The organism is Photorhabdus sp. RM322S, from assembly GCF_042879395.1.
In the GTDB taxonomy this organism is placed as follows: Bacteria; Pseudomonadota; Gammaproteobacteria; order Enterobacterales; family Enterobacteriaceae; genus Photorhabdus; species Photorhabdus khanii.
Map to the genome: position 1 here is coordinate 1 of NZ_JBHFKW010000021.1, position 23414 is coordinate 23414.

A 23414-nucleotide genomic window follows, 5' to 3' on the forward strand; every position below is an offset into this window, starting at 1 on the left:
ACGTAAAAACACAATATACCATGATAATTAAACTTAATAAAAATCAGGTGTTAAAAGTAGTAATAACAACGGTTAAAACCTGATTTTACTGATTAAAACCAGAGGCTAAAAAATGGCTTTTAATAACAGTTTAAAACCTACCCATCATAAAACCATCAGGGAAAAAGAATTGGTTTTATTAATGTATACATAACCGGTTAATCAAAAAACATTAACCGATTTTAATAACATTTTTAACTGGAGAATAAAATTTTTTATAAACCAGTTAAATAATTACTCATGAAAAATCGGAATAACAAAACCCACAAATAAATGATTTAACTAAATACGAACCGGGTTACTTGCAGCATCATTATATTATGTAATACCGCGATACATTAAATACGCCCGCTTAAACTTGTTTTACACTATTTTAATCCGTCCAATAGCATTGCTTTTCTACGATTTTATTTAAATCATACCTCTTTTTATACCTCAGATCAGTATCTGACTTTTTATGAAATTCTTCATTATTAAAACGATCAGATCACTATACTCCATAAAAAAGTGATTTTGATGATGAGTACTTTTAATTATATCAGTGCGATAACTGCTCCCCGCCCTGATATCTCCGCCCAGTATTGGGCGAAGATATCCAGCGATGTTTGCTACAAAGAGATAGCTCGTCGCGCAGCGCCAACAATACTGGTTCCATAGTCTATCGCATTGGCAATCCCGGTTGTGGTCAAGACCCTGCCTCTGATCTGATTACCAATCATACCGGCAACGTTATCTATACCACTGCCGATAGCACTTAGCCCTCTGGAAATCCAACTGTCTCTTCCCATTGTTCTGTGCAGGCCAGTTCCAATGCCACCCGCAAGCCCACCGAGAGCACTAAATATAGGCTCAAAGACAGGTCTGGCTACAGCAAAATGCACTAATTGTCTGGCTAAACCGGCTACATGTGGGCTAATAGCCCGCCCTAAGAGCCTACTCAAAAATCCACCCCCAATTATTCGGTTGACTGCCATTTCGGCGCCCAGACCCGCAGCAGCACCCACGGCATAATTCGCTAAATGTCCGGCTGGGTTACTGGCAACATCTAAACCAAAACCAATCCAAGAGCCGTAATACGTTCCAATACCGGCATGAATTCCTGCCCTAGTGCTCCCTTGTGTACCGGTGATCATCCCACCAGCCGCACCTCCCGCCGCTGCCGATATTTCATGTGTAAGGGTGGAGGAAGTGCCCAGCATGGTATCAATGGTGCCTACCGCACTCCCGGCCCCAATAGCGCCACCTATTCCACGGTCAGCATTATTGATTAATGATCCTATAGCTCCGGTAGCCGCCCCGGCTACGGATGCAACACCAACACCCTGTGCTCGCGCACCATAAGCCGCGGCTGAACCCGCCCCGGCAGCAGCGCCAGCGGCCGCCTGCACTAACGTCGATTTTCCCTGTACAAGTCGAGCAAGTAATGCCCCGCCTTTTTCCAGCAGGCTACCCACGTTATATCCCATCAACGCCCCGATCCCTGCCCCTATGGCCGCAACCCCCAGAATGACGGGAATAGCTGCTCCAGCGGTACCGGCAATGGTGGCTGCAAGACCGCCAATCGCAATCCCTCCGGCAATGGCTCTGCCAATTTTTTGCCCCCGCCTCATTGACGCAGACATCCCCTCATCCGGTTTACGAAACAGAAATGAAGCAAACCAAAATGTATTTCGGTTTCGGTTCGGAGAAGGCGCTAATCCATCGTGGTCAGTCAATGTAATTGGGTTATTCCTTACCATCCGATACAGATTCAATCCATCTACGGTTCCCGCCGGATCCGTATTCAACCACCGCCCCACCCACGGCTGGTAATACCGATAGCCGTAATAATACAGCCCAGTAGCATCCCGCTCTTTACCGGAGTAACGAATAAATTTGTAACTGGCTTCTGTCTGGTTTTTCGCCGCCCATACCGCCGTGCCACCATACGGATAATACTCTTCCTGACTGAGAATCTGCCCTTCGCTATCCAGTTCAAGCTGGCTGGAGCCAAGAAGATTATCGTAGCTGTAACGCACCTGATTGTTGTTGATATCTGCTGGCTTACCGTTTTCCCAGTGCAATACCCTTACCTGCGCGCGACCAGCCTCACCTACCGTAATCACCTGCAAACTTTTAGTTGTTTTATCTGCAACCTGGGTTGTGCGTAGTTCCAATCCCGGCAGATAAGTCACCCGTTGTACTTGGGTACTGTTACCGGTCTGCTGTTCACTCACTTTTAGCAATCGCATTCCATCACTGCCATAACGATACCATTCCCGATCACTAGCATCTTCACGGCTCACTGGCGTTACCTGTTGCAATTCCCCTCGGATATTCCAATCCAGGTTTTGCCCTGGCATTAATGTTTTCTGATGACCACCGGAATCAAATAGCGCATCCACCTGGGTTGGATCTGTCGTTAATGTACTCAATACCGCCCGGTTGCTGCGATTTGAAACTATCATGTCTGTGGTGTAATTATTTTGAGTCGCGGGTGAACTGTGTCGGATTTTAACCAAATTACCCCCACGGTCATAAGTATAGGTACGAAGGTAATTGGTATAGGTGCTGTCGTCGGTAGGAGCAGGCATGGCTGGTAAGGGAAGTTTGCTGCTTTGCTGGCCGATATTCGCCATTTCACGCCCTGTCGCACTAATAAGCTGATACAGGGAATCATAAACATAGCGGTTCTCCGGCACCACGGTCTGATTACGCCAAAAGCGAGTGGCTTCCGCATCACTATGGATACTGATGACATTCCCCACCGGATCATACTCATAACGCAGATCCTGCAACACTTTGGCTGTTGATTTTCTGTTATCTGCACGTCGGGTGGTGATACCTATCAGACGTTGAGTTTCTGGTTCATAGCTGTACTGCGTAATCACACCATTACCATGCTCTTCACGCAACTTATGACCTGCGGCTGACCAGGTTAAGGATTTAACAATAATCTGCTCACTCTGGCCTTTCACCGTCAACCAGCTACCTTTTAACTGACCAGAAATGTCATAAGCCAGACGTTGAATATTTCCTTTCGCATCGGTTTGAGTGAGTAAAGCGCCAATGGCATTGGTTGTACTTTGCGTCGTATAAACTTCACTTGCCAACATACTCTGCCAGACAGCTTCATCGTCACCGATCCAGTTCGCTTCCTGCCCTTCGGCCAGCAATTGGTGAGATTGGGATAAAATGGCGCCTGCCAGTGACTGACTTTCCAGCCGGGTAACTCCCGCCATGTCGTAGTGGCGTATACATTGACCGGAGAGGTTATAGTCTTTCTCCGCAGTTGTATTCTCAGCCCAGATAAAGCGCTCTGTTACATGAGGAGTATCTTCATCGGAAACCCGTTCGCTAACAGACAACAGACGACCGGGCAAAGTGTTGCTTTCATAGAGACGAGTCTGACGAACACCTGTTGCATTAACAGTCATGACCAGACGGCCTTCAACATCATTTAATGAGATGGTGCGACCAGCATCGGCACTCTCTGTCCGCAAGGCATTACCAGCCAGATCATGCTGCCAGATAAAATTAGGTTTCACCGAGTCATTGGCCTGTTTTGCATCATATAAGCGTGGGTCAATACTGTGGTTCAGGTGTCCGCGGTTATCATATTGGTGACGAGTGATACGGGTGTCAGTATCACCACTGACCACAGTACGGTGAAAACCGATATCACGAATGGACAGACCGCGATTATCCAACACGCTGACTGTTGGGGTTTGGGTATAAAGAGTAGTATCAGACGTACTCATAATCATATTCCTTTTATTTTGTTTCAAAGCTTCCCTTCCAATGAAATGGAGAAAGATCGCAAAATTGATTTCAGGTATGACAGACGCTCTCCCACCCTGGCATACCAGAGTGGGAGGTATTAGTTAAAAATTGATTTAAACCAGTGTTTTCTTGACCTGCCCCGCAAAGCTGGCTCCACCGTCGCAAGCCGTGTAGTGCACCTGCACCAGTACATCGTCCATATTAGCCAACAGTGACGACTGCATGTCATCCGCCTTCAGTGTATTGCCATCAATATGCTCATCCACAGCGCGCGGGAAGTTGAGTGTCCATTTGGAAACCGCTCCGGTCCCCTCAAACGACAGATAACGCTCATCTTCCAGACGCAGTTCAAAACTACCGGCATCATTCAAGCCAGAAGAGAGTGCTACCTGCTGGCTAGCGCGCAGGTTGGTGACAATATGAGTTGCATCACCTTCTGTATCTGGATTATTGAGGTACTTAACACCATGAATATCCGCAGTGAGCAACGTACTGCTACTGGTTTGGGTAAGCGTCGCCTTCACATTTTGATACGGCCCGATCAAAGTCGGCAATGTCACGGACACCGTTTTAATCTGGCGCAAATAGTGCCCCGGATAGTCGTTGTCGAACAGCTTTTCACTCAATGCAAAATCGACTTTGCCTTCGGTTTTTAACTTATTGAAACCATCATCACCCAATAGAGCCCTGAGCGACACAGTACGGATCACATTAAGACGGCGCTCATGACGAGCCAAATATGCCGCTTCCATCTGATGCAGGTTGAGTTGCAGTGTCTCACCCACTTGCAAACCACGATAATGGTCATTCCAGGTTCCGGTCTGGATAAAAGTGGTGACGTAATCACCCAATTCATACTGCCAACAAGCCTGGGCGGACAAACACAGAGAGACCACCGCGTCGTACGCTTGATAGTACAACGCGGATAATTGACCACACAGCCACTGGTACAGAGTCGCCTGGGTGAAACGAGTAGTTAAGTAAGTCAGCATGGTCCGAATTTGTACCTGCTGCGCCTTCGCCTGTTGCAGAGAAGTCTGAGCTGCTTTTTCGCGCACCGCCAGCGCATCCAGTTGTTTGGTCAATGCCTCCACTTCAGACTGCGCTTGCTGATACTGGATTTGCCACTCTTCACGGCGACGGCGGTAGTTCTCAGTGGTCGCCAGACGATCAGCCACCACGCTGGTGGCCTGACCGGAAGCCATCAACCCGATAGCAATCGCCTCAGTCACCCCTTCATAACGCGAACCGCCATCAGCCAGACCGAAGATATTTGGAATCACTTTCAACGCCCCACTGGCAGTCTGTACACCAGTGGAAGCGGAAATCAGGGCCTGTGCCGAGGTTTGGGTGTCCATCACCAGTTGTTCCGCACTGGAGATGTTGTTTTGATACAAGGTGTAATAATGGTCATGACGTTGTTGCGCCGTTGCCTGACTGGCTTGCAGTGCCAGACGATCTGCCGCCAATCCGTCCAACGCCTGTTGTTGCAATGTGATGGCATAGCTGGACATATCCAACAATTGCTGTTGCGCCAACTCTTCCTGACCAGCGCGTTCGCTGCGTTCCAACAGACTAAGCAGGTTCTGACCAAAACCGGTCAGCGTACCGACTGCGCTGTAAGCACGTGGCAACATAGCGCTGAAACGGTACGGCGGCACCGTCAACATTGCCCCGCTGACACCACCGGTCAAGGTACCCGACTGAGCGCGCTGAGCCAGCAGCGCTACCGGATCAGCAGGCGCAGCATACAACGGCAGGGAAAGTGGTTTGCCATCAACGGTTAGGTTATGACGCAAATTATATAACCGTGCATCCAACGTATCCCAGTGGGACAACATCAGGACATTAAGCGGTTCATTAAAGTAACCATTATCTGCCAGTTTCAAATGGCTGACATTGCGGCCCGGCAATGCAGGTAAAGCAACATTACTGTTACCCAGTTGATGTTCGAAGTCACGTAAAGCCATTTTTTGCCCGGCGGCTAAGGTATCAAGGGCTTGCGGTATCCAGATACTGCTCAACGACACATCTGGACGAGGCCCCAGCAATTCAGCAGCCAGATTGTAGTAAACACGGGCCTGAGTCAGACCATCACGGGTCAATTGGCGATACCACATATCTCCCTGAGCAATCAGGTTGCTGACATAGGCGATAAACACCGCTTTCTGATATATCACCGGATGGGCATAGGCTTGAGTATCGGGATCGATAGGATCGCCTAAATGGCGTGACAGATCGCTATGTCCTTCAACCAGCGGACGCACATTCCAGTAAGCCGGAGCATGTTGCGGTTTGTTTTTCATCGCCGGGTCAAAGATATAATGCAGAGATTTTTGTGCCGGTGAAAATTGCTGTTCACTGGCGAAGCGTGTAGCGACCATAAACGGCAGGTGGAAAAACAGTTCCCAAAAATAGAGACCGTTTGAACCGTTAAAATCCATTGGTTCACTCTTGCCGTTGGTGACCAGATCTGCCTCCAGAGAAGGATCCGCTTGCAAGGTGTAATCCAGCAAGCTATCCAGCCCCAGATTAGCCTTCTCAATCAAGGTACGCACAAAGGTAGTATTAAGGCGGGTCTTCGCAGGTAATGATGATGTCCAGAAATCCAGATATTGCACCAGACCGCGTTTGCTATCGTAACGAGAAACCAATCGTGGGATAGCATCCGGTGCCTTGCTATCCTGCAACGCGATATACACATTAAACCACTTGCTCACCCAAGAATAAGCCCCTTTGTTTCCTGATGAGTAGTCATAATGATTCCAAACAACGTTCAAACAAACCTGTAAGTAGTTTTTATTTGGATCGGTGGAAAAATCCGCTTCGGACAAGGTATGGGTCGTAGAGTAAGTTGCGCCGCTGGCGAGTTCGAAAGTTTCGCTACCATAATGTCTGAACAGGTTGCGGTCATCCGCAGTATCAACATTGATTTCCTGAGAGAATTTGCGGTTATCGGCGATTTTCTTGAAGTTTTTGATACTGGTTAGTGTCGGCCAATCAGGAGACATAAATGCAGATTCAAGTGTATCAATACTGATAGCGTAATTTATTGCACCAGACCAATCTCCCAAACGTGTACCATCTGGAATAGGCAAGTAATAACTGGCTGGCGTATCTCCTGCCCAAGCTATATAACTTCCCGCCACAGAGACAGAATGGTGCCCATAAAGCAAAAATACAGTATTCCATGCATCATTAACCGGCTGATTTATATCCCACGTTCCATTAGGGATAGATCCGCCACCATATCCAGAGGGATAATAGTTGATTGCTGCATTATGAAAGGTGTAATAATTTCCATCATGGTAATCCAGATGAAAACCTTCATCCCCTGACCATGAAAAACCATAACCAGATTTAGAATCGTACACAATATCGTTATACCCAAACGTATGGCGATTAACAAAATCCCCATTGGTCGTGGTTTGGATATGGAGAGTCAGGCCATCTTGATCGATATATACATAGGCCCCGGTAGTGCCCTGCTTCAAGTCATCAACTTTACCTACCCAACCCGTGCTTTCAAGATCTTCTGTTGGTTTGCCTGAAATAACCTTAGTAATCACATACTTTTTATCGTACACCGCAAATTGCAGACAATTCTGATCATCCGTTTCATCACGATAGGTACTGAACAAAAAGTTCTTACTCAACGGCTTGAGAATATGGCGATTGAAAGCTGAGTCACAATAAAGATAACCATAAACAGCAGGTTTATTTTTCTTATTGACCCCATCGCCTTCAAAATGACGCACAAACACACCCAACATCAGGCGACCATACGGATTGCTGTCAGTCTCTTCCGTCGGATCAATACTAAAATCGGTGGTCGCCAGTAAATTTATATCCCGTAGTGTGATGCCATTTTCATTAATCAGCAAACTGGTGCGCGATATATCCTGATCATCATCTCCGTTTTGTCGCGTCATCAGCGTAGTAGTATTTGGTGCCGTCCAAGTATCATCATAACGTTTATAACCAAACTTTATGCTATAGGCATGTGTCTTATCGATATCTTTGCCATTAGCGTCTTTCTGTACCGCTGGGTCACGCTCAACCCAAGCCACATACAGCCGGTCGTTATAAAACACCGGGCGAACCGTGTGCTCCAACACCGTATCACCGGCCAACGGCAAAGTGATTTCCTGCCAATCATTCCAGCAATTTGGTGTCACCGGATTCCCTGCCGGATCTTGACGGTTTTTACTCAAATCCATCTGGCGCCAGTAGTAGCGATACGGTTTAGTGGTAGTGCGACCAATAAAGTAATAGATGGCTTGGTCAAATTTATCCTGATTAATATAACCACTGAGCACATACAGATTACTCACTGCCTCAAACTCATTGAGATACGCCAAAACAGCATCCTGCACACGATCCGGATCGAGTCGATTCTGGTTTAAAGTGGTTTCCAGCTTCGAGAAATAATGGCTTTTTTCCTGCCGGGTGATGGGTGAAATGTAGTTTTCAGCGTAATTTCGCACCTCAGCACCAGCAGCCCAGATAGCATACTGATTATCATTGTCACGCCATTCGTTCGCGGTAGAGGGTTCCATCGCTTGACGCCCCGGCTCAGAACCGTTAACCAAACGAGTCATATATTGCTGTATGCTGGCAATCGCTTGTGCTACCCGACTCGTCTCAACCTCATCAGCCACTTCCGGGTCAATTAGCAAATATTCGTACAAGTCTTCCACCGTCACTGGCTGACCACTGACGCCTTTCAACGTCGGCGCCACAAAATTCATATAGCCAGTCACCAACGCATCACGCTGGGATTCATTCAGTTGCTTTTCCATTGTTGATAACATAATTACCTGCCTTACTTAAATGGCGGTTTAGAAGCGGCCCCATTGAGCCATACGGAAAAATCAGCCTCACCCATTCAAGTGGTGAGTTTCTGCCATATTCAATGACTGCCCTTGACATGAGATACGCCAGCGACCAGCGCCTGACCGGTGCTTTGCCAAAGGGCATAATCACTGTCACGGTTCAGGACATAGCCTTGCTGTTGCTGCGTAACACCCAAACCGGTTTGATTCTGTGCCTGTTGCAGACGCAGAAGCGTATCCAGTTGCGGTGTGGTTTTGGCAATCCCACCCAATACCGCCCAAGCGGCTTGCAGTTCGTTAGCCTCCCAGCCCAACAGCGTTGCCAGCGTCTGTGCAGCATCAGATTGGCTCAACGGCGTGGCAGCATTGGCCGAACGCAAATAGGCCAGTACATCATTTTCAGTACCACCAGCTTTACCCACCTGGAGTAGCAAATCGCCGTAACGACTCAGGGTATAAAGCGTCCACAAACTGATATTTGTCACCGTTTCTGCGGCAATCCCAAAATAGGCCGGATTATCCAGCAGGGTCTGTACCATTACGGGACTCAAAGTGAATTGTTGGGTTAACAAGGAACGGCGCGCCACTTCACGTAATTGATGCAGATAGTTGGCCGGAATATCGGCGGCTATTTTGACGGTATCCTTCAATGCCCAAGTCGCACTGAGCCACTGATAGGTTGTTTGTCCACTCCAACGCAGCAACAATGCAGGCAGGGACTGACTCACGTTCAGCGTCTGCGCCAATAGACTGACAGCAACCCCTTGCTGAGTTTGCTGCGCCTGATTCAGCGTATTAGTCAGAGTAGTGATTGCCAGCTTCTTATCTGCATCAGACAGATTTTGTGTATTGACCACAGTTGCTATGACACTTTCTATGCCTGCATTAGTCACCAGCCCCACCTTATCGATAAGCGGGCTATGACCTGCCGAGAGCAGAGTAAACCAGTCAATGGCGTGACCACTGGTATCGACTAATGGCGCGCCACTGCGGGATAACAATGTTGCATCCACAAACGTACTGCCCAAGTTCTGCCACACCTGACGGATAAAATTCAACTGATCGTCAGTGCCTTGCGCGGGGAAAGTGGAATTATCACTCAACAATAAAAGCAGAGTTTCAACCGATAAATTGTGCTGCTGTTGCCATTGAACGATAGCGCTTAATGCTTGTAGCAAACTCAAAATATCCGCCGCCAAAGGAGAATCTTTTTTCGGTCCTGTGATCGCCGGTTTTCCTGCCAGTTGCTGCCAAACTACCCCTGTCCCAGCATCCAATCGGTCAGCCAAAGCACAGAAAGCCTCCGGATCTATCCCCAATGTACGCGCCAGATTAGCCAGGCGATAGAACGCCGACACGACAAATAGATTACAGTTCAGGGTACTTAGCGTGATATTTCCCTGTTGACGAGCAATATTATCAGCCAACAGCAGGAACTGACGGTGATTGAGGCCCAGTGCAGTGCTGATATGTTTGACACGCGCTCCATCACCACCCGTGGTCGATGTATAAACAAAATCCTGATTATCTACTACAAATGATGTATCAAAGGTACCGGCAGCATTAAACACCTGGTCTAAAAACGACGTTGCTGGCGTAATAGCAAACGGCGTCACCACGCGCAACCAGCCAGCAAACTGTTTAGCGGTGACACCGTACTGCGCCTGATAATGTTTGAACACACCTAACATACGCAAGGTGTTGTCGTTCATCAGCAAGGCAGTATTCGTCTCTCCTTCAGCATCCATAGCTGAAGTCACCAACAGGTCAACATCCTCATAGGGCAGATTCAACCACTTTTGCAGACGAACCATACGATTGATGCGGTTTAACTTATCATCTGCCAGATTGTTAACCGTCAAAGCAAAATGAGCCTCTTTTCCACTACGACTAAGGGTAATAGCCTCCGGCTTGCCGGCATGAATAAAACGGGCGCCGTATACAAATGGCGTCGCGGTAGTGTCACCCGCGGCGACATTATCAGACTTAATAACCGTAGAACCCCCGACGGTTGAGCACAACATCAGCTCCACTTGGGGTACAGTCAGATTAGTTCGGCTGGTCAGTATGGTCATATCGCTGAAACTGTCCGCGGTAAGCGAACTATCACCATAATTAAGCTGATAGAAATCCTGTCCAACGGTTTCAGTAATGATTTTCTGCTGTTCCGGCGAAAGCTGGCTCGCCATTATTTGCAATCGGGTCAACGCGCCAGCGGCCGCGTCGCTCAATTTTCCTTTTGCCGTTGCCCAGAAATTTTGCGGCAGATCCAAAGTCTGAGGCAGGGTAATATCTTGCAAAGTCGTGTTTAATACCGATTGGGCAGTTTGAATCTGCTGATGACCGTAATGATACGGCAAATTATTCGGGTAACGGGTGGTGGAGAGTTTAGCATTTACCGCTGCCAGATCAGTCAGACTCAGTTTTTTCTGGATGGCCTTGGACAAGATTTCATTGACCAGTTGCAATTGCGGTATTACCTCATTGATTGCCTTATCATTAATTAACAAAGCTCCCAGATCTGGGCGACGCTCCGCCAACGTATTCATAATGGCGCTGGCACCATTCTTTTCCTGTTCAAGGGCCAGTTGATAGATATGAGTCAGATAGGCCACCGGCGCATCGTTCGCTTCCGGTGAACCACTTGGCGCTTTATCTTTCCAACCGGTATCTGCATCCAGAAACTGATTGGCATAATCTGGCCCCGCTACAGAGAACGGACTTCTCAGGCTAACTTGAACAGCCTGGCTAAGAGAATTGCGACGAAAATGGTGCAGTACCTGATGAGCATAACCCACCGCCAGGTCATACATTTTCTCAGCATTGCGCCCGAGATCAGCACGATGCTCACGAATAAAACGCTCACGCGGTATACGTACCACATCAAACACTGAAGCATAACCAAGTTCGGTCAATTTACCGGGCAGGTTGTGGATCTCTTCGGTACGGGAAATCAGGGGGCTGGCGAGTTGATTCATACGAACTCCTGAGTTGAGATTTATCATGAGACAACAGGTTCTTTCGTGCAAAAAATCACTATCGCTATGTTCAAGAGAGGTACCAGATTAAACACACACATTAGGACATCAGGTCGTCTGGCCTTCCAAAGACGTCATATGCAGCGACAATGTGTGAGGAAAAATATAATAAATCACAAAACTTGCTTACATTAAAAAATAAAATACAAACAATAAAATAACTTTACCTTTATATAATTATTTAGAGTAAGCATTTACTTATATTAATGATTAACTTACAAAATCATTAATAATAGTTTGTAAGAACGCACTTTTAATAAGGTAATACCCAGTGTCCTGGAATATTAATACATGACTGAGATAATGGCAGGAGAATCGTCTTTTATATCAATGTGATGAATATTCCTGGTGTGTTTTCATTATTTTTTTAAACAATATATTCTATTGAAGAGTAATGAGAAGTGAATAAATCAAATTACAGGCTCAGCCAGAGCTGTAACTGGCCTTTTTATGCCCAAAATTTCGTCGTCTTAAGGGGGCTGTGATAGTTGATGCGTGTGGTGAATCCTGTTATGCGAAGGGCCAGCACGTTAACGACAACTACGGTTGCCCGTAAACGCTATTACGAACACATCGAGCTAATAGTGATGCCAAAATTAATCCTTACATCTTAAAAGGAGCATCGTTGTTTTCTTTTGCATACAACCCTTTTTGCACTGTAATGAGTAGTTCTTTCAGTGTGTTTTCAAGGTAGCGCATGAAATCAGCCTTCCCTATAGTCCTGCTGTAAACTGGCACAGGGATAAAGCGTTTCATTTCTTCCTGGAATGTGCCTGAGACGATGAGCGCTTGAATAGAGTCCAGTCGTGCCTGGAGCAGATCAGCAAATTCAGTTAAATGATAATCCGACAGCTTGCGTTCAATCAGGCTGACATCAGGAGCAACCCCCTGCTGTTTCAACCAGACCAAATCCCACATGTCACGATGGCAAATATGTTTGGTTGTTGCGGGGAATGAAACCAGCTTATCAGCCATGATCTCAGTTAACTCTTCCACCGATACGATTGTTTCTGAGTAGCCATCAGGTAAAACAGAGTAATTGCGTGTTAATGGGCGCGGATTCTTGGTATACGCCGGAATGTTTGCGATCTCAATCTTGATACGCTGTTTTGGCAAATCCTTCCGCTCTGGTGCTGTAATGACGGAAACTTGCCATTTATCGATTTTCACATCAACGTACTCAGGTTCTTTTCTAAGTTCGTTGGGCTCCTTTACCGTAACCTCAAGACCGTAACGTTCCCCCAGATACTTTTCGACGCTCTCTTTAATCCTGTTCAAGTCTGCCGAACAAAAGTTTCGGCCACCAGCAAAGTCTAAATCCTCACTGAACCGGTTAAAGCCATAGCATAACCTTAGCGACGTCCCCCCCTGAAAAGTCAAGGTCTTCAGTAAGCCATCTTTAGCCAAGCAATATAAAATGTCATAGTGCAGTAGTTCTTTCTCAACCACGGGCCTGATGTTGGCAAGCCCATCCTGAGTAACGATTTCATCGACAATAATATTAAAATCCGCTTTATCCGACATATTCCAATTCCTCCTGTTGGATCAGATGTGTATTTCTGCCTACTCGCCTTAAATCACGAAGAGCTGTTTCTTTTTTGGCGATACGCATCGGCCCCCGGCTTTCCAGCGTTCCTTTCAGAATTTCGCTTGGCCTCCTGTTCGTGTGCGTAATCTCAATGACGCCCCAGGGCGTTTCAAACTCCCCTGATCTGCCTGTTGACATGATCGTAAGTCTATCGATAGGGATTTGCGAGATAACTCCATACTGGGACAGTGCAGACTCAAGGCTGATGTAGTTGTATTCTCCACGCCTGATATTGATTGCAATACTTTCCAGCGGATACGCTCCCAAGCTCGCGCGAGCATTTGCATAAATCCCTTTGGTGATGCGCACCAATAACCCCGCTTTGATAAGACGGTCGATGGATTTCTTCAATGTTCGTAACGTTTCATCAGCAAAGATGACTTCCAAATCCTGCAAAAGAAAGATGTTTTTACCCATCTTACTGAATTTGTCTAATGTTTTAATTGCAGTGACCTTATCCAATTCTCCACCTCCACATTAAACCCTCTTTAATGGGTGTTTTGTGTATAGATATATATTGTATCAATTATATCTATACACATAAACCCCTTTAATAGGGATTATGTGTGAACATAAATCGGTGAAGACGGAGCTGGTTTGGTTTTATAAGGGATCAATCCTTTATCAAAAATTTCCTGATAGGTTTTCCCCAAGCTATTAATTAGGGCTTCAACGTTGATAGCCATTATTTATATCACCTCCGTTCTTGATTTAGCCAACTCATCTGAGATTTAACTTTCCAAACTGCTCGCAAATGAATTGGCGTTCAAAGATAACCGTCCATCTATTGTTGATTAACCTGAACTTTGCTTAAGAAGGAAATTAAAGTATCTGAGATACGATCAAAATTTTTGTCAAAGAAAATTCAAGACATCTCAGTCCGCTTGGTTTTTTGCTTAATATTCCTTCAATATAAAAGAAAGTATGCTACCATTCACCGATGAAGAGAAAAAATACACCAACGCCACATGACGCTGTTTTTAAACAGTTTTTAAGTCATATTGATACCGCCAGAGACTTTTTGGAGATACATTTGCCTGCGACATTACGGGCAGTTTGTGATCTGGATACACTGCGGTTGGAATCAGGGTCGTTTATTGAAGACAATCTGCGTGCGCATTATTCTGATATTTTGTATTCATTGAAAACGGCGCGGGGTGACGGCTATGTGTATTGCGTGATTGAGCACCAAAGTTCCCCGGACAAGATGATGGCATTCCGGCTGATACGATACAGTATTTCCGCAATGCAGCGGCATCTGGAACAGGGACATGAAAAGTTGCCGCTGGTCATTCCGGTGTTGTTCTATCACGGGAAAATACAGCCGTATCCGTGGAGTACCAATTGGCTCGATTGCTTCGATGATCCGACCCTGGCGAAGGAAATCTATTCCGGTACATTCCCACTGGTAGATGTGACGGTAATCCCGGATGATAAGATTCTGACGCATAAACGGGTTGCGCTACTGGAAATGGTGCAAAAGCATATCCGGCAGCGTGATATGGCGGAGTTACTGCAAGAACTGGTTATGCTGCTGACGTATGATTACTATACGGATGAACAGCTAAAAAGCATGTTAAACTACTTATTACAGGTGGGAGATACCGCCGATCCAGAGGGTTTTATCCGGCGACTGGCAGAACAGTCCCCGAGGTATGAGGAGGTACTGATGACAATAGCGCAGAAACTGGAGCAGAAAGCACGCAAGGAAGGACTCCAAGAAGGATTGCATAAAGGACTCCAGGAAGGATTGCATAAAGGACTCCAGGAAGGATTGCATAAAGGCGAAAAACAAGGGGTCCTGAAAGTCGCGAGTGCGATGATGGATATTGGCATCGACCGTGAAACGATAATGAAAACCACCGGTCTTAGCCAGAACGAACTTGAGCAAATACGCCACTAACTCGTACTGAGAGTTCTTAATCAGCATTCAACGATTCATGTTAAAAGAGGATCTTACGGTGACTGTCAGAACAGTCACCGAAGTATGAGTATCGACCGTGAAATGGTGATGAAAATTACCGGACTGAGCCAGAGTGAGCTTGAACACATATCCGACGAACTTACTGTTGATACGCTATCGGCATAAAAATGCGTGAGTCAATGCACGAAACGCATAGAAGCGGTACATTTACATTCCAAGAGATAAGATCGAGTCTGAATCTACGTACTTCTGAAATCTCTGTTCTTAAGTGGAACTGAGGTTAATTAACCTCAGCTTTGCTTAAGGATAGCGATTTCAAAATCACGTAAATTTAAGCTCGGTTTTTTCGGTTGGAATGTATAGGCAATTAAGCCCGATACGACCTCCAACAAAAAGCCGACTATACTCCGATGTCGTGAATGTTCTATCTGAGAAATATTTTTCAATTGGTCATTCACACTCTCTATCAAAAAACGTTTTCTTAACATAATCTTATCCCAAAGCGATAAAAACTTGGCTTTCATATTGCGACGAACACTTGTGATAAGTGTTATCCCTTCTGCCTCCAGTTCATCACTTAAAGCTTGTGATAAATACCCTTTGTCGCCATACAGATGTCCTGTTAATTCTTTTACAACTCCTTAACCGGATGGAGATCATCTGTATTTCCCGGCGTTAATTTGACAGACAAAAGCTCCCCACAATCATTAATGACCAAATGAAGTTTAAAACCATAAAACCCCCCCATACTGGTTTTCCCCCGTTGTGCTACCCCCTTAAAAACCTTATTTCGGGGAATACGAAGATGATGGCAAACGGCGATTTTGGTGGAGTCGATAAAAGCAATGCCTTGTGATTTTTCTTTGCGTGAAGAAAGAAAAGTGCACAACGGGATAATCGCTCTTTTCTTCAAGGTTATTATTCGGTTGTAACTGACCAGGTGGGGGAAATCAGCCTTAAGATACTGTTGCACATGCTCAATATAAAACGCGTTGAAATGACGATAGTGGCTCATGTGAAATAAAATGAGGAGCGTCATGATTTCACTCAGTGACAGGGAAGCTGCACGATGGCGTTTAAGCCGGTTATTTTCGATGAGCTGTTGTTCCCAAAGCGGAATAAATTTTTGGCAAAAATCATCGACGCAGCAGTAAAGTTCTTCTAAAGTCATCATAGCCTGAGGATCTCCACGATTTTGTTTTCTATACAAAAACTTTGATCGTGCCTCAGGCTCTTAGTTCCTTTTTTCTTTCCTTTCTTAAGCAGAGTTCAGGTTGATTACCAACGGACTTCTGATGTGGGTAAGAATGCAATTGACTTCACTTGTTCCAGCAGATCGGATACACCACCGACAATGATATAAGTACCGGGATGTTTGCCACAGGTAACCTTATCCCCTTCACGAGCCGTTGCTCACCCATTGAATGTCATGGTGTGTGCAGGAAGAGTTACCCTCCTGCACAAGCAAACATACTTTGCTGGTGTAGATTGTGAGCAAACTGGCAGCTTAAGGTCAATTCTTTTTTGCTATGTCCCCGAACCAGTAAAGCTTCCCAACGATGATGATGACCGGGCACAAACCCCGTACAAACAAATCCTGCTTGCTGCAAAATTTCCATAGCCTGGAGTGTGCCTTCCCCCACCGGGAGTTTCACATAGACCAGTTTATGAGCCGGTAACTCCGCTACCTCCTTTACCCGCTCAGTTGTCTGCTTTTCCACCCACACTTCCAACCGGCGTCCATGATTGGTCATGCTGATATCGGCATCAACCGGTTCTTCCGGTTGTAAAGGCTCTTGACCAAACACTTGAGTCACCGAATTCAGCCAATTTTGCCAACCTGAAGGCCAGTGTAACTCTGGAAAGGGCCAACTTTGTAGAGGCAAGCAACCCAGTACGATGCTTTCCGGATGTGTCTGATCAAAGGGTGATGTAACATAATCCGGCAACAACCCCGTGGTATGAAAGCCCAGGTTTTGAGCCAGACGCTGGCTGTGATTATGTGACGATACCTGCTTAATAGTGAGTATGCTTAACCCCATTTCCCTAGCCTGATCACACAAGTATCTCCCCAGTGCAGTAGCAATCCCCTGACCACGCGCCTGTGGGTGCACCGCGATAAGCGCCAGTTCAGCGCTTAACGGACAGTGCTTATCCTGCCATAGTGCTGCATGTCCCAACACTTGCCCATCCTGTACCGCAACGGCAGAATACCAGTGTCTTGCCGCGTTATAGCGACCAAGCATGGTTGGCAAATAGACTTCCGGATAAACATAATCTTCGCCGTAAACAGCCCGAAACAAAGCACTGACACCGGTAGAATCTTCTTCCCGAAATAATCGAATTAATGGTATTCCTGGATTCATGCTCATGCTGCCTTCTCTTCAGCACTATAACCACGATTATCAACCACCCGCATCAACTTACCAGAACGTGGATGGGTGACCATATTTTCCAAGGCGCAGTAAGTGACTTCCACATACAGCAATCCCTGACAACATAACGTTGCCATCGCGGGTTGTGCCACCAGCAACGCCTGATGTACTGCTGTCGCAAGTGGCATCGGTGACGAATCGCTGGCTAACAAGAGTTTTATCTTGTCTATACCATCCTGACGGCTCAGTAATAGCTGCCAGGCCAGTATTCCCTCTTGCTGTCGCAGTAAATGAGCAATATGGTCAGGAAAAAGGGATAACGTGGCAACCCGTACCCGGTGAGCACTGCCCGCCCGCCCCTGCAAAGCGAACTTGCGACGTGGCCGCCCAGATTCTTCACACCAACAAGCCAGATCACCAGTAGGATAACGGATAACCGGCATCAGACGCCGTTGCAGGTTGGTAACAACCAACATGCCGTTTTGTCCGGACGCGGTAATCGGCTGACCACTGGATTCATCAATGATTTCAACAATCGTCTCCGTATCAAAAACCCGATGTTCACCGTGACCACAATCGGGAGAAGCCGCACCAATGAGACCGGCGTCAACACTGGCACAACCAATTGAGCCAATGCGTGCATTGGGGAATACATGACCCAGTAGTGTCAACTGCTCTGGAAACAGGCTTTCACCACCGTACAACAGGCGCTCAATACCCGGTATGGTCTGGCCGCTCTGCTGTAAGGTACTGGCAAAACGTAACAGTTGCGCCGGCACCCCAGCGAGAACATTAATCCCCAGGCTGACAATCCCATCAGCCAACGCCCGATCATCAACTGAACAAGTAAACGGAAACTCTACCACCGGCACCGGTGAATAGGACAAAGCACCGTGAATAAATAACAGGCTGGTATACAGATCACCGGCAAAAAACAGATTGGCAACACGGTCACCAGGCTGTAGTTGCAGTGCCAACCCTTGACCAAATGCGCGCACAAAAGCACGCCATTCATTGCAACTGAACACCGACAGCCTACCCTCACTGGTAGAGCCACCGGTTTTGAAAACATGACCTCCACTGATAGAACCAGTCAATACCGGCCAGTTTGCCAGTGGTTGCGACTGCTGCCAGTAGTCAGCAGGATCGATTAATGGTAGATCAGTCAACGTCCAACCAGAACGGGGCAGATCACAATAAAGATCCCTAAAGAAGGGAGCATGATTGCGGGCATATTCAACCAAATCGTGTAATGATAATGTCATGATTTACTCAAAAAGTAATATTATGGGTCTCAGGCTCGACTATCCAGCACCAGCGGCGTTTTGCCACTTTGCGGGTGACGGCGAAACTGTCCGGCTGGCGTAGGGATAATTTCCAGTTGAAGCATTCCACCACTGACAACCTGATTCAGCATTCTATGTTGCATAAGATGCCCACGTACTTGGTTAACATCACCATCCGCTAACACATGGATGTATTCGCCACCACCAGCGTGATTCCCTATCAGCCACTGCACCGGAAACGCCAGACTGGCTGACAATTCTGTTGGATTCACAAAAATAGACCCTACCCGTATCAACCCCCCATGACGACCTACCAATTTAAAGCGCGGTGCCGGCAACCCGCAGGCACAAAGACCGGGTAACCAATGGCCCAAATCGCCCAAATCGTAGCGTTGAATTACCTGCCCTTCCCGCGCCAAAGGCGTGAACACTAACCGACCGGTCTCGCCGGGCTGGATCGGCTGATCACTATCCAGAGCCAATATTTCCAGCCACTGAATATCAGATAACAGATGGAATTCCCCATCGTGGCAACAGGCACAAGCATGGCCCAATGGACCGGCATCAACGGAGCCATAAACTGCCGAGCGGATCACCTGAATACCAAAACTGGATAAAAACTGACGACGCTCTTCACTAATATGCTCGCCACCAGCAAAAATTTTACGCACGCCACCATAGGCACGTAACGCCGCTTCTTCACGTTCAAACAGCTGATACATAGTGCTTGGCATCCCTACCAGCGTATTGACCCCCTGAGTAACAATAAAATGCCTGATTTGGCTAAAATCATCGTTTATCGGGCCTCCCATCGGGTAATGCGGCACGGATAATTTATCCAGAATAGTGAAAAAACTCAGCAGACCACCATACAAGTTGCCGCCATACAGCAGATTCATTACCCGGTCCTGCGCTGGATCTAAACCGGCGGAAAACAGACCATCCGCTGCTGCCTGCATCTGACTGTGATAATCTCTGTGACTGAACCCCGCCAGTTTCGGCGTACCGCTACTGCCACCGCTGCGGAAAAACAGCTGTGCTTTCGACGTCACCCCATTTTGCTGAAACTTTTCTTTATCCATCACTGGAACCCCGGCCAGTTCTGGAGGATTGACCGCCAATTTATCCAGTGTGACATGGCCCGGTAATTGTTCAGCTTTCAAGCTGACTGAGACACGCCGTGCAAGCCGGGTCAATGCATAAACACCATCATGTGGCTCACCTTCATAGCCGTCGTGCATCGCTCCAGCCTGACATACCCGACTGACACCCGCGGTCAGCAACTGGCGGCTCAACATCGGCAGTTCATTTGTTTCGGCTATCAAAGCACAACTTTGCAAATAGGGCCGCCACGGCAACAAAATTTCCACCAGTTGCGCACGCGGTGCCGGGCGAATTTGCAGGGTACGGTACAATGGCGATGGCACCAGCTCCTGACGTTGCACCCAAGCTACCCGCCACCCATCGCCCTCTTCTACCACACCCGTCAGACCAGCAAAAGTGTGATCTAACTGCAAAAATGCCATCTGGCTGCTGATTTCAGCCGCTTCCTGTATGTCAGGCTGCAAAGCCGGCCATACCGGTGCCCGTCGTACCAACGCAGCAGCCACGGCACTCGCCACCTCCCGCAACACGTTCTCATCCGTGCTGTCTACCAACAAACACTGTGGGCTGGAACAAGCTTGTTGATCAAACCGGCAAACATCATCAGCCAACGCGTCGTAATCAGCATGGTCGGCAGACTGGGGATCCAGATAGGCAAAGCTGATACGGTGTCCCCAATCGATCCAGCGGCAACCGGGCCGCAATTGGCTACGGATAGCGGTCAATGCGGTATTACTCCCCCAGGCTGACACAGCATCAGCACACTCCAGCAACGTTGACAGTTGATCAGACGGTAAAGGTAATACGGAGACATAAGGAACCAACTTGCCACTCAGGTCATGGCGCAGGAATTCCGCCAATAACTGTGCATTGAGGCCGTGATCGCTGCTACTGGGGCGTAGCCAGTTAACATTACCTACCAGCAAACTCTCCAGCACAGCCATAAATGGCAGCAACGGAGCATTAGCCGGTGTGATATGCACTACCAGCCCCAGAGGTTGCCAGGTTTCAAAACGAGGCTGTGTATAGTCAAAACGACGCAGGGAAAAGGGTTGTTCGCCCAACTCGTGCCGTAACTTTGCCTCCAGCAAATCACGACGACAAAAGCTGCGTAAAGCTGCGATTGTCGCTGTATCCAGTGCAAGTTCAGAAGCGACAGTATCGAGGCTGTCGGCAAAGCGCCCGGCACAGTCCAATACCTGTTGCACACTTGGGGGGCAAGCCAGCGTATCCGCAAGGTTGCTTTTAAGTTCGGCCAATACAGCGGCGGGCTCCAAGTCAGATATCATCTTGCCATTAACTAAATACATTTCAGGACTCCTTTATCAACTCAGAGGCCGCAATCGCACAGCTGCGGCTTTTACTTGTACCGGCACGACCCAGCAACTCAAACCAGTCGGTAGCCAACCCACAACCACATTCAGCAGCTGAATGCAGCACTGCCAAATCGCTCACCACGATACTGTGTGCCGGGCTAGAGGTGATATAAGGCGATGTCAGATGCAGAAAACCGGGCTTACCATAGGGTTGAACCGCCATATTAGCCGTATCACGAATATAGGCACGGGCATAAGTTGGCACATGAAAATGGTGATGCCGACACTCAACATAAGGCACCGGATGTTCAACCGAACCGTAACCATCCCGGCAACGCTCGTCAGGAATCCCCAGTTGTTCACCCAAACGCTGGTACAACAACGATCTTGGAATAGCTTTATCGGCATGTGTTTTCCAGCCACCCCCTAAAAATACCAGTGACTCAGGATGTAACTGTATCGGCGGCAGGCCCATTTCCTGCATCCGTTCCAGTGCGAACCACAGGAATGCCGGAAAACCCAGCATACGCACCGGCAACCCTTGCATAGCAAACTCCTGCAAGGATCGGATCACACCAAACGGATCAAACTCATTACCTTTTCCATTGTGACGCAGTGCATAACAGACTTGATTCACTGGCGCATATTTACACAGATACTGATCGGTATAGGCGGTTCCCAGAGTAATCGCTCCGGCGGGTTCATAGCTCAACAGCAAATAGTTACAGAGCTGTTGCGGCGTATTCCAGCCGTAATACTCGAAAATGCGCTCAACCATATTCTGGGCCGCCTGTATACTGCGTGTATCGTAACGCATACGGCTTTTCTGACCTGTTGTCCCGGATGAGGTCAATTCCAGCGCATCCTGGCCGGTGGTACTGAGCAGCAACTGATGTTTAAAATAATTAGCGAAAATGGGCGGCAAGCGCGACCAATCGCTCAGTGTTTCCAGTTTTTGATCATTCAGGCCGTTAGCCTTCAACCACTGGTGATAACCGGGGGTGTGTTCACAATGGTACCGCGTCAGCTCGCACATGGCCGCGTCAAACAATTGATCGCAAGCACTATCGGCACGATAAGGATGATCAAGCGCGCAAAGGGCGTCAACATAAGCAAGAGAAGTCAAAAGTCATCTCCAGAAATAAAGAAAGCAGGGAATTTACTCCCTTAAAATAATAAGTAGTTGCTTCATCATTCGGCAAGTCAAAACCTGAATATCCCGCCGCAGAAAAAATAACGATATGTTGAATACAACGACTTAACCAAATGAAAACAAGTCACCATTTTGGGAAATTAATATTTAAATTTGTTAATTCCTCGAAAAGAAAATAGCAAAATATAACAACGATGATTTAACAAAGGCCAATGTAATAACGAACTTATATTTAATAACCTTATCATCGAATCTAATCATAATTACTTATACGTTAATCGCCCAAAAAACAGTTAAAAACTAACCTATAACATACGAATTTATGAACAATATTTAACATTTAATAAACAAGCAAACATCTGCAATCCCCATGATATTCACACATCATTAGCAGTTAAGGTAATCATCAATAAAGTTATTTATCTAGTAAATATCACCAATAAGGAGAATATCTCTACTATAAATATCACTATTGAATTCAATAGAATAGATTTTTTGTCTTTAACGATTAAGCTATTTCGAGTACAGTATCATATAGTCTATTTCTATCCAGCAATGAAAGATACGCCGAATTACTTACAGCATGATAAGAAACACAGATTCAGAATCTGTATTATCGATATGTAAACACTTAGAAAAAAGTAATTTCTGATATGACTAATACCAATCAAATTTTTTAAAAAACATATCAAACCCATTAAAAAAATCAAAACAAAAAACATATTCCTATACACACGATAGAAATCTGCTATTATTATTAAATACTTTCCTTACTTTATTAATTTTTCACGTTAAGATTTCTCTATCAACAATTATATCTCCTAAACAAGAAATAAAATATTCCAATAACGGCCAAATAAGAATTGCTAATAAGTTATACCATATATATTCATATTTCAATAAAAAAACAAAAAGTTTTTTATGTTTAAATATTAAAAAAACACGAAATATAATACCTGTACTTTAAACATTATCAATATTTATAACTTTATTT

The 23414-nt window shown here is 46.5% G+C and carries 10 protein-coding genes and 2 pseudogenes; 1 reads left to right on the forward strand and 11 read right to left on the reverse strand.

Annotated features, from left to right (window positions below; translation table 11 throughout):
* Positions 1–647: 647 nt before the first annotated feature.
* The 6 genes and pseudogenes from tccC to ACGF63_RS13565 form a co-directional block, all read right to left on the reverse strand.
* Positions 648–3779: an insecticidal toxin complex protein TccC gene (gene tccC / locus ACGF63_RS13540; protein WP_387631411.1), complete on the reverse strand. Its 3132-nt coding sequence runs from the start codon at positions 3777–3779 to the stop codon at positions 648–650.
* A 135-nt stretch (positions 3780–3914) separates the two neighbouring features.
* The gene (gene tccB, locus ACGF63_RS13545; protein WP_152963764.1) at positions 3915–8615 is read right to left on the reverse strand and encodes an insecticidal toxin complex protein TccB; all 4701 of its coding nucleotides are present in this window, start codon (positions 8613–8615) and stop codon (positions 3915–3917) included.
* A 98-nt stretch (positions 8616–8713) separates the two neighbouring features.
* The gene (gene tccA / locus ACGF63_RS13550; protein ID WP_387631414.1) at positions 8714–11614 is read right to left on the reverse strand and encodes an insecticidal toxin complex protein TccA; all 2901 of its coding nucleotides are present in this window, start codon (positions 11612–11614) and stop codon (positions 8714–8716) included.
* 663 nt (positions 11615–12277) lie between these two features.
* Positions 12278–13198 (reverse strand): nucleotidyl transferase AbiEii/AbiGii toxin family protein, encoded by a 921-nt coding sequence (locus ACGF63_RS13555; protein WP_387631417.1) that lies wholly within the window; start codon positions 13196–13198, stop codon positions 12278–12280.
* On the reverse strand, positions 13188–13724 hold the full coding sequence (abiEi, locus tag ACGF63_RS13560; RefSeq protein WP_132354348.1) for a type IV toxin-antitoxin system AbiEi family antitoxin: 537 nt from the start codon (positions 13722–13724) through the stop codon (positions 13188–13190). The genes ACGF63_RS13555 and abiEi overlap by 11 nt, the downstream gene beginning before the upstream one ends.
* Before the next feature lie 128 nt (positions 13725–13852).
* Positions 13853–13948 (reverse strand): annotated as a pseudogene (locus ACGF63_RS13565) (DUF6392 family protein); the annotation flags it as partial.
* A 254-nt stretch (positions 13949–14202) separates the two neighbouring features.
* On the opposite strand from ACGF63_RS13565, the gene ACGF63_RS13570 reads away from it, so the two are divergent.
* The gene (locus tag ACGF63_RS13570; protein WP_387631421.1) at positions 14203–15165 is read left to right on the forward strand and encodes an Rpn family recombination-promoting nuclease/putative transposase; all 963 of its coding nucleotides are present in this window, start codon (positions 14203–14205) and stop codon (positions 15163–15165) included.
* Between the two features lie 311 nt (positions 15166–15476).
* On the opposite strand, the pseudogene ACGF63_RS13575 reads toward ACGF63_RS13570, so the two are convergent.
* The 5 genes and pseudogenes from ACGF63_RS13575 to ACGF63_RS13595 form a co-directional block, all read right to left on the reverse strand.
* Positions 15477–16360, reverse strand: a pseudogene (locus ACGF63_RS13575) (IS982 family transposase).
* A 274-nt stretch (positions 16361–16634) separates the two neighbouring features.
* The gene (locus ACGF63_RS13580; protein WP_036844619.1) at positions 16635–17558 is read right to left on the reverse strand and encodes a GNAT family N-acetyltransferase; all 924 of its coding nucleotides are present in this window, start codon (positions 17556–17558) and stop codon (positions 16635–16637) included.
* Entirely contained in the window at positions 17555–18826 is a 1272-nt protein-coding gene (locus tag ACGF63_RS13585) for a phenylacetate--CoA ligase family protein (protein ID WP_387631424.1), read from the reverse strand. Before ACGF63_RS13585 ends, ACGF63_RS13580 begins: the two co-directional genes overlap by 4 nt.
* 29 nt (positions 18827–18855) lie before the next feature.
* The gene (locus ACGF63_RS13590; RefSeq protein ID WP_152963766.1) at positions 18856–21261 is read right to left on the reverse strand and encodes an acyl-CoA reductase; all 2406 of its coding nucleotides are present in this window, start codon (positions 21259–21261) and stop codon (positions 18856–18858) included.
* Between the two features lies 1 nt (position 21262).
* Positions 21263–22393: an acyl-protein synthase gene (locus ACGF63_RS13595; protein ID WP_387631427.1), complete on the reverse strand. Its 1131-nt coding sequence runs from the start codon at positions 22391–22393 to the stop codon at positions 21263–21265.
* Between the last annotated feature and the right edge of the window lie 1021 nt (positions 22394–23414).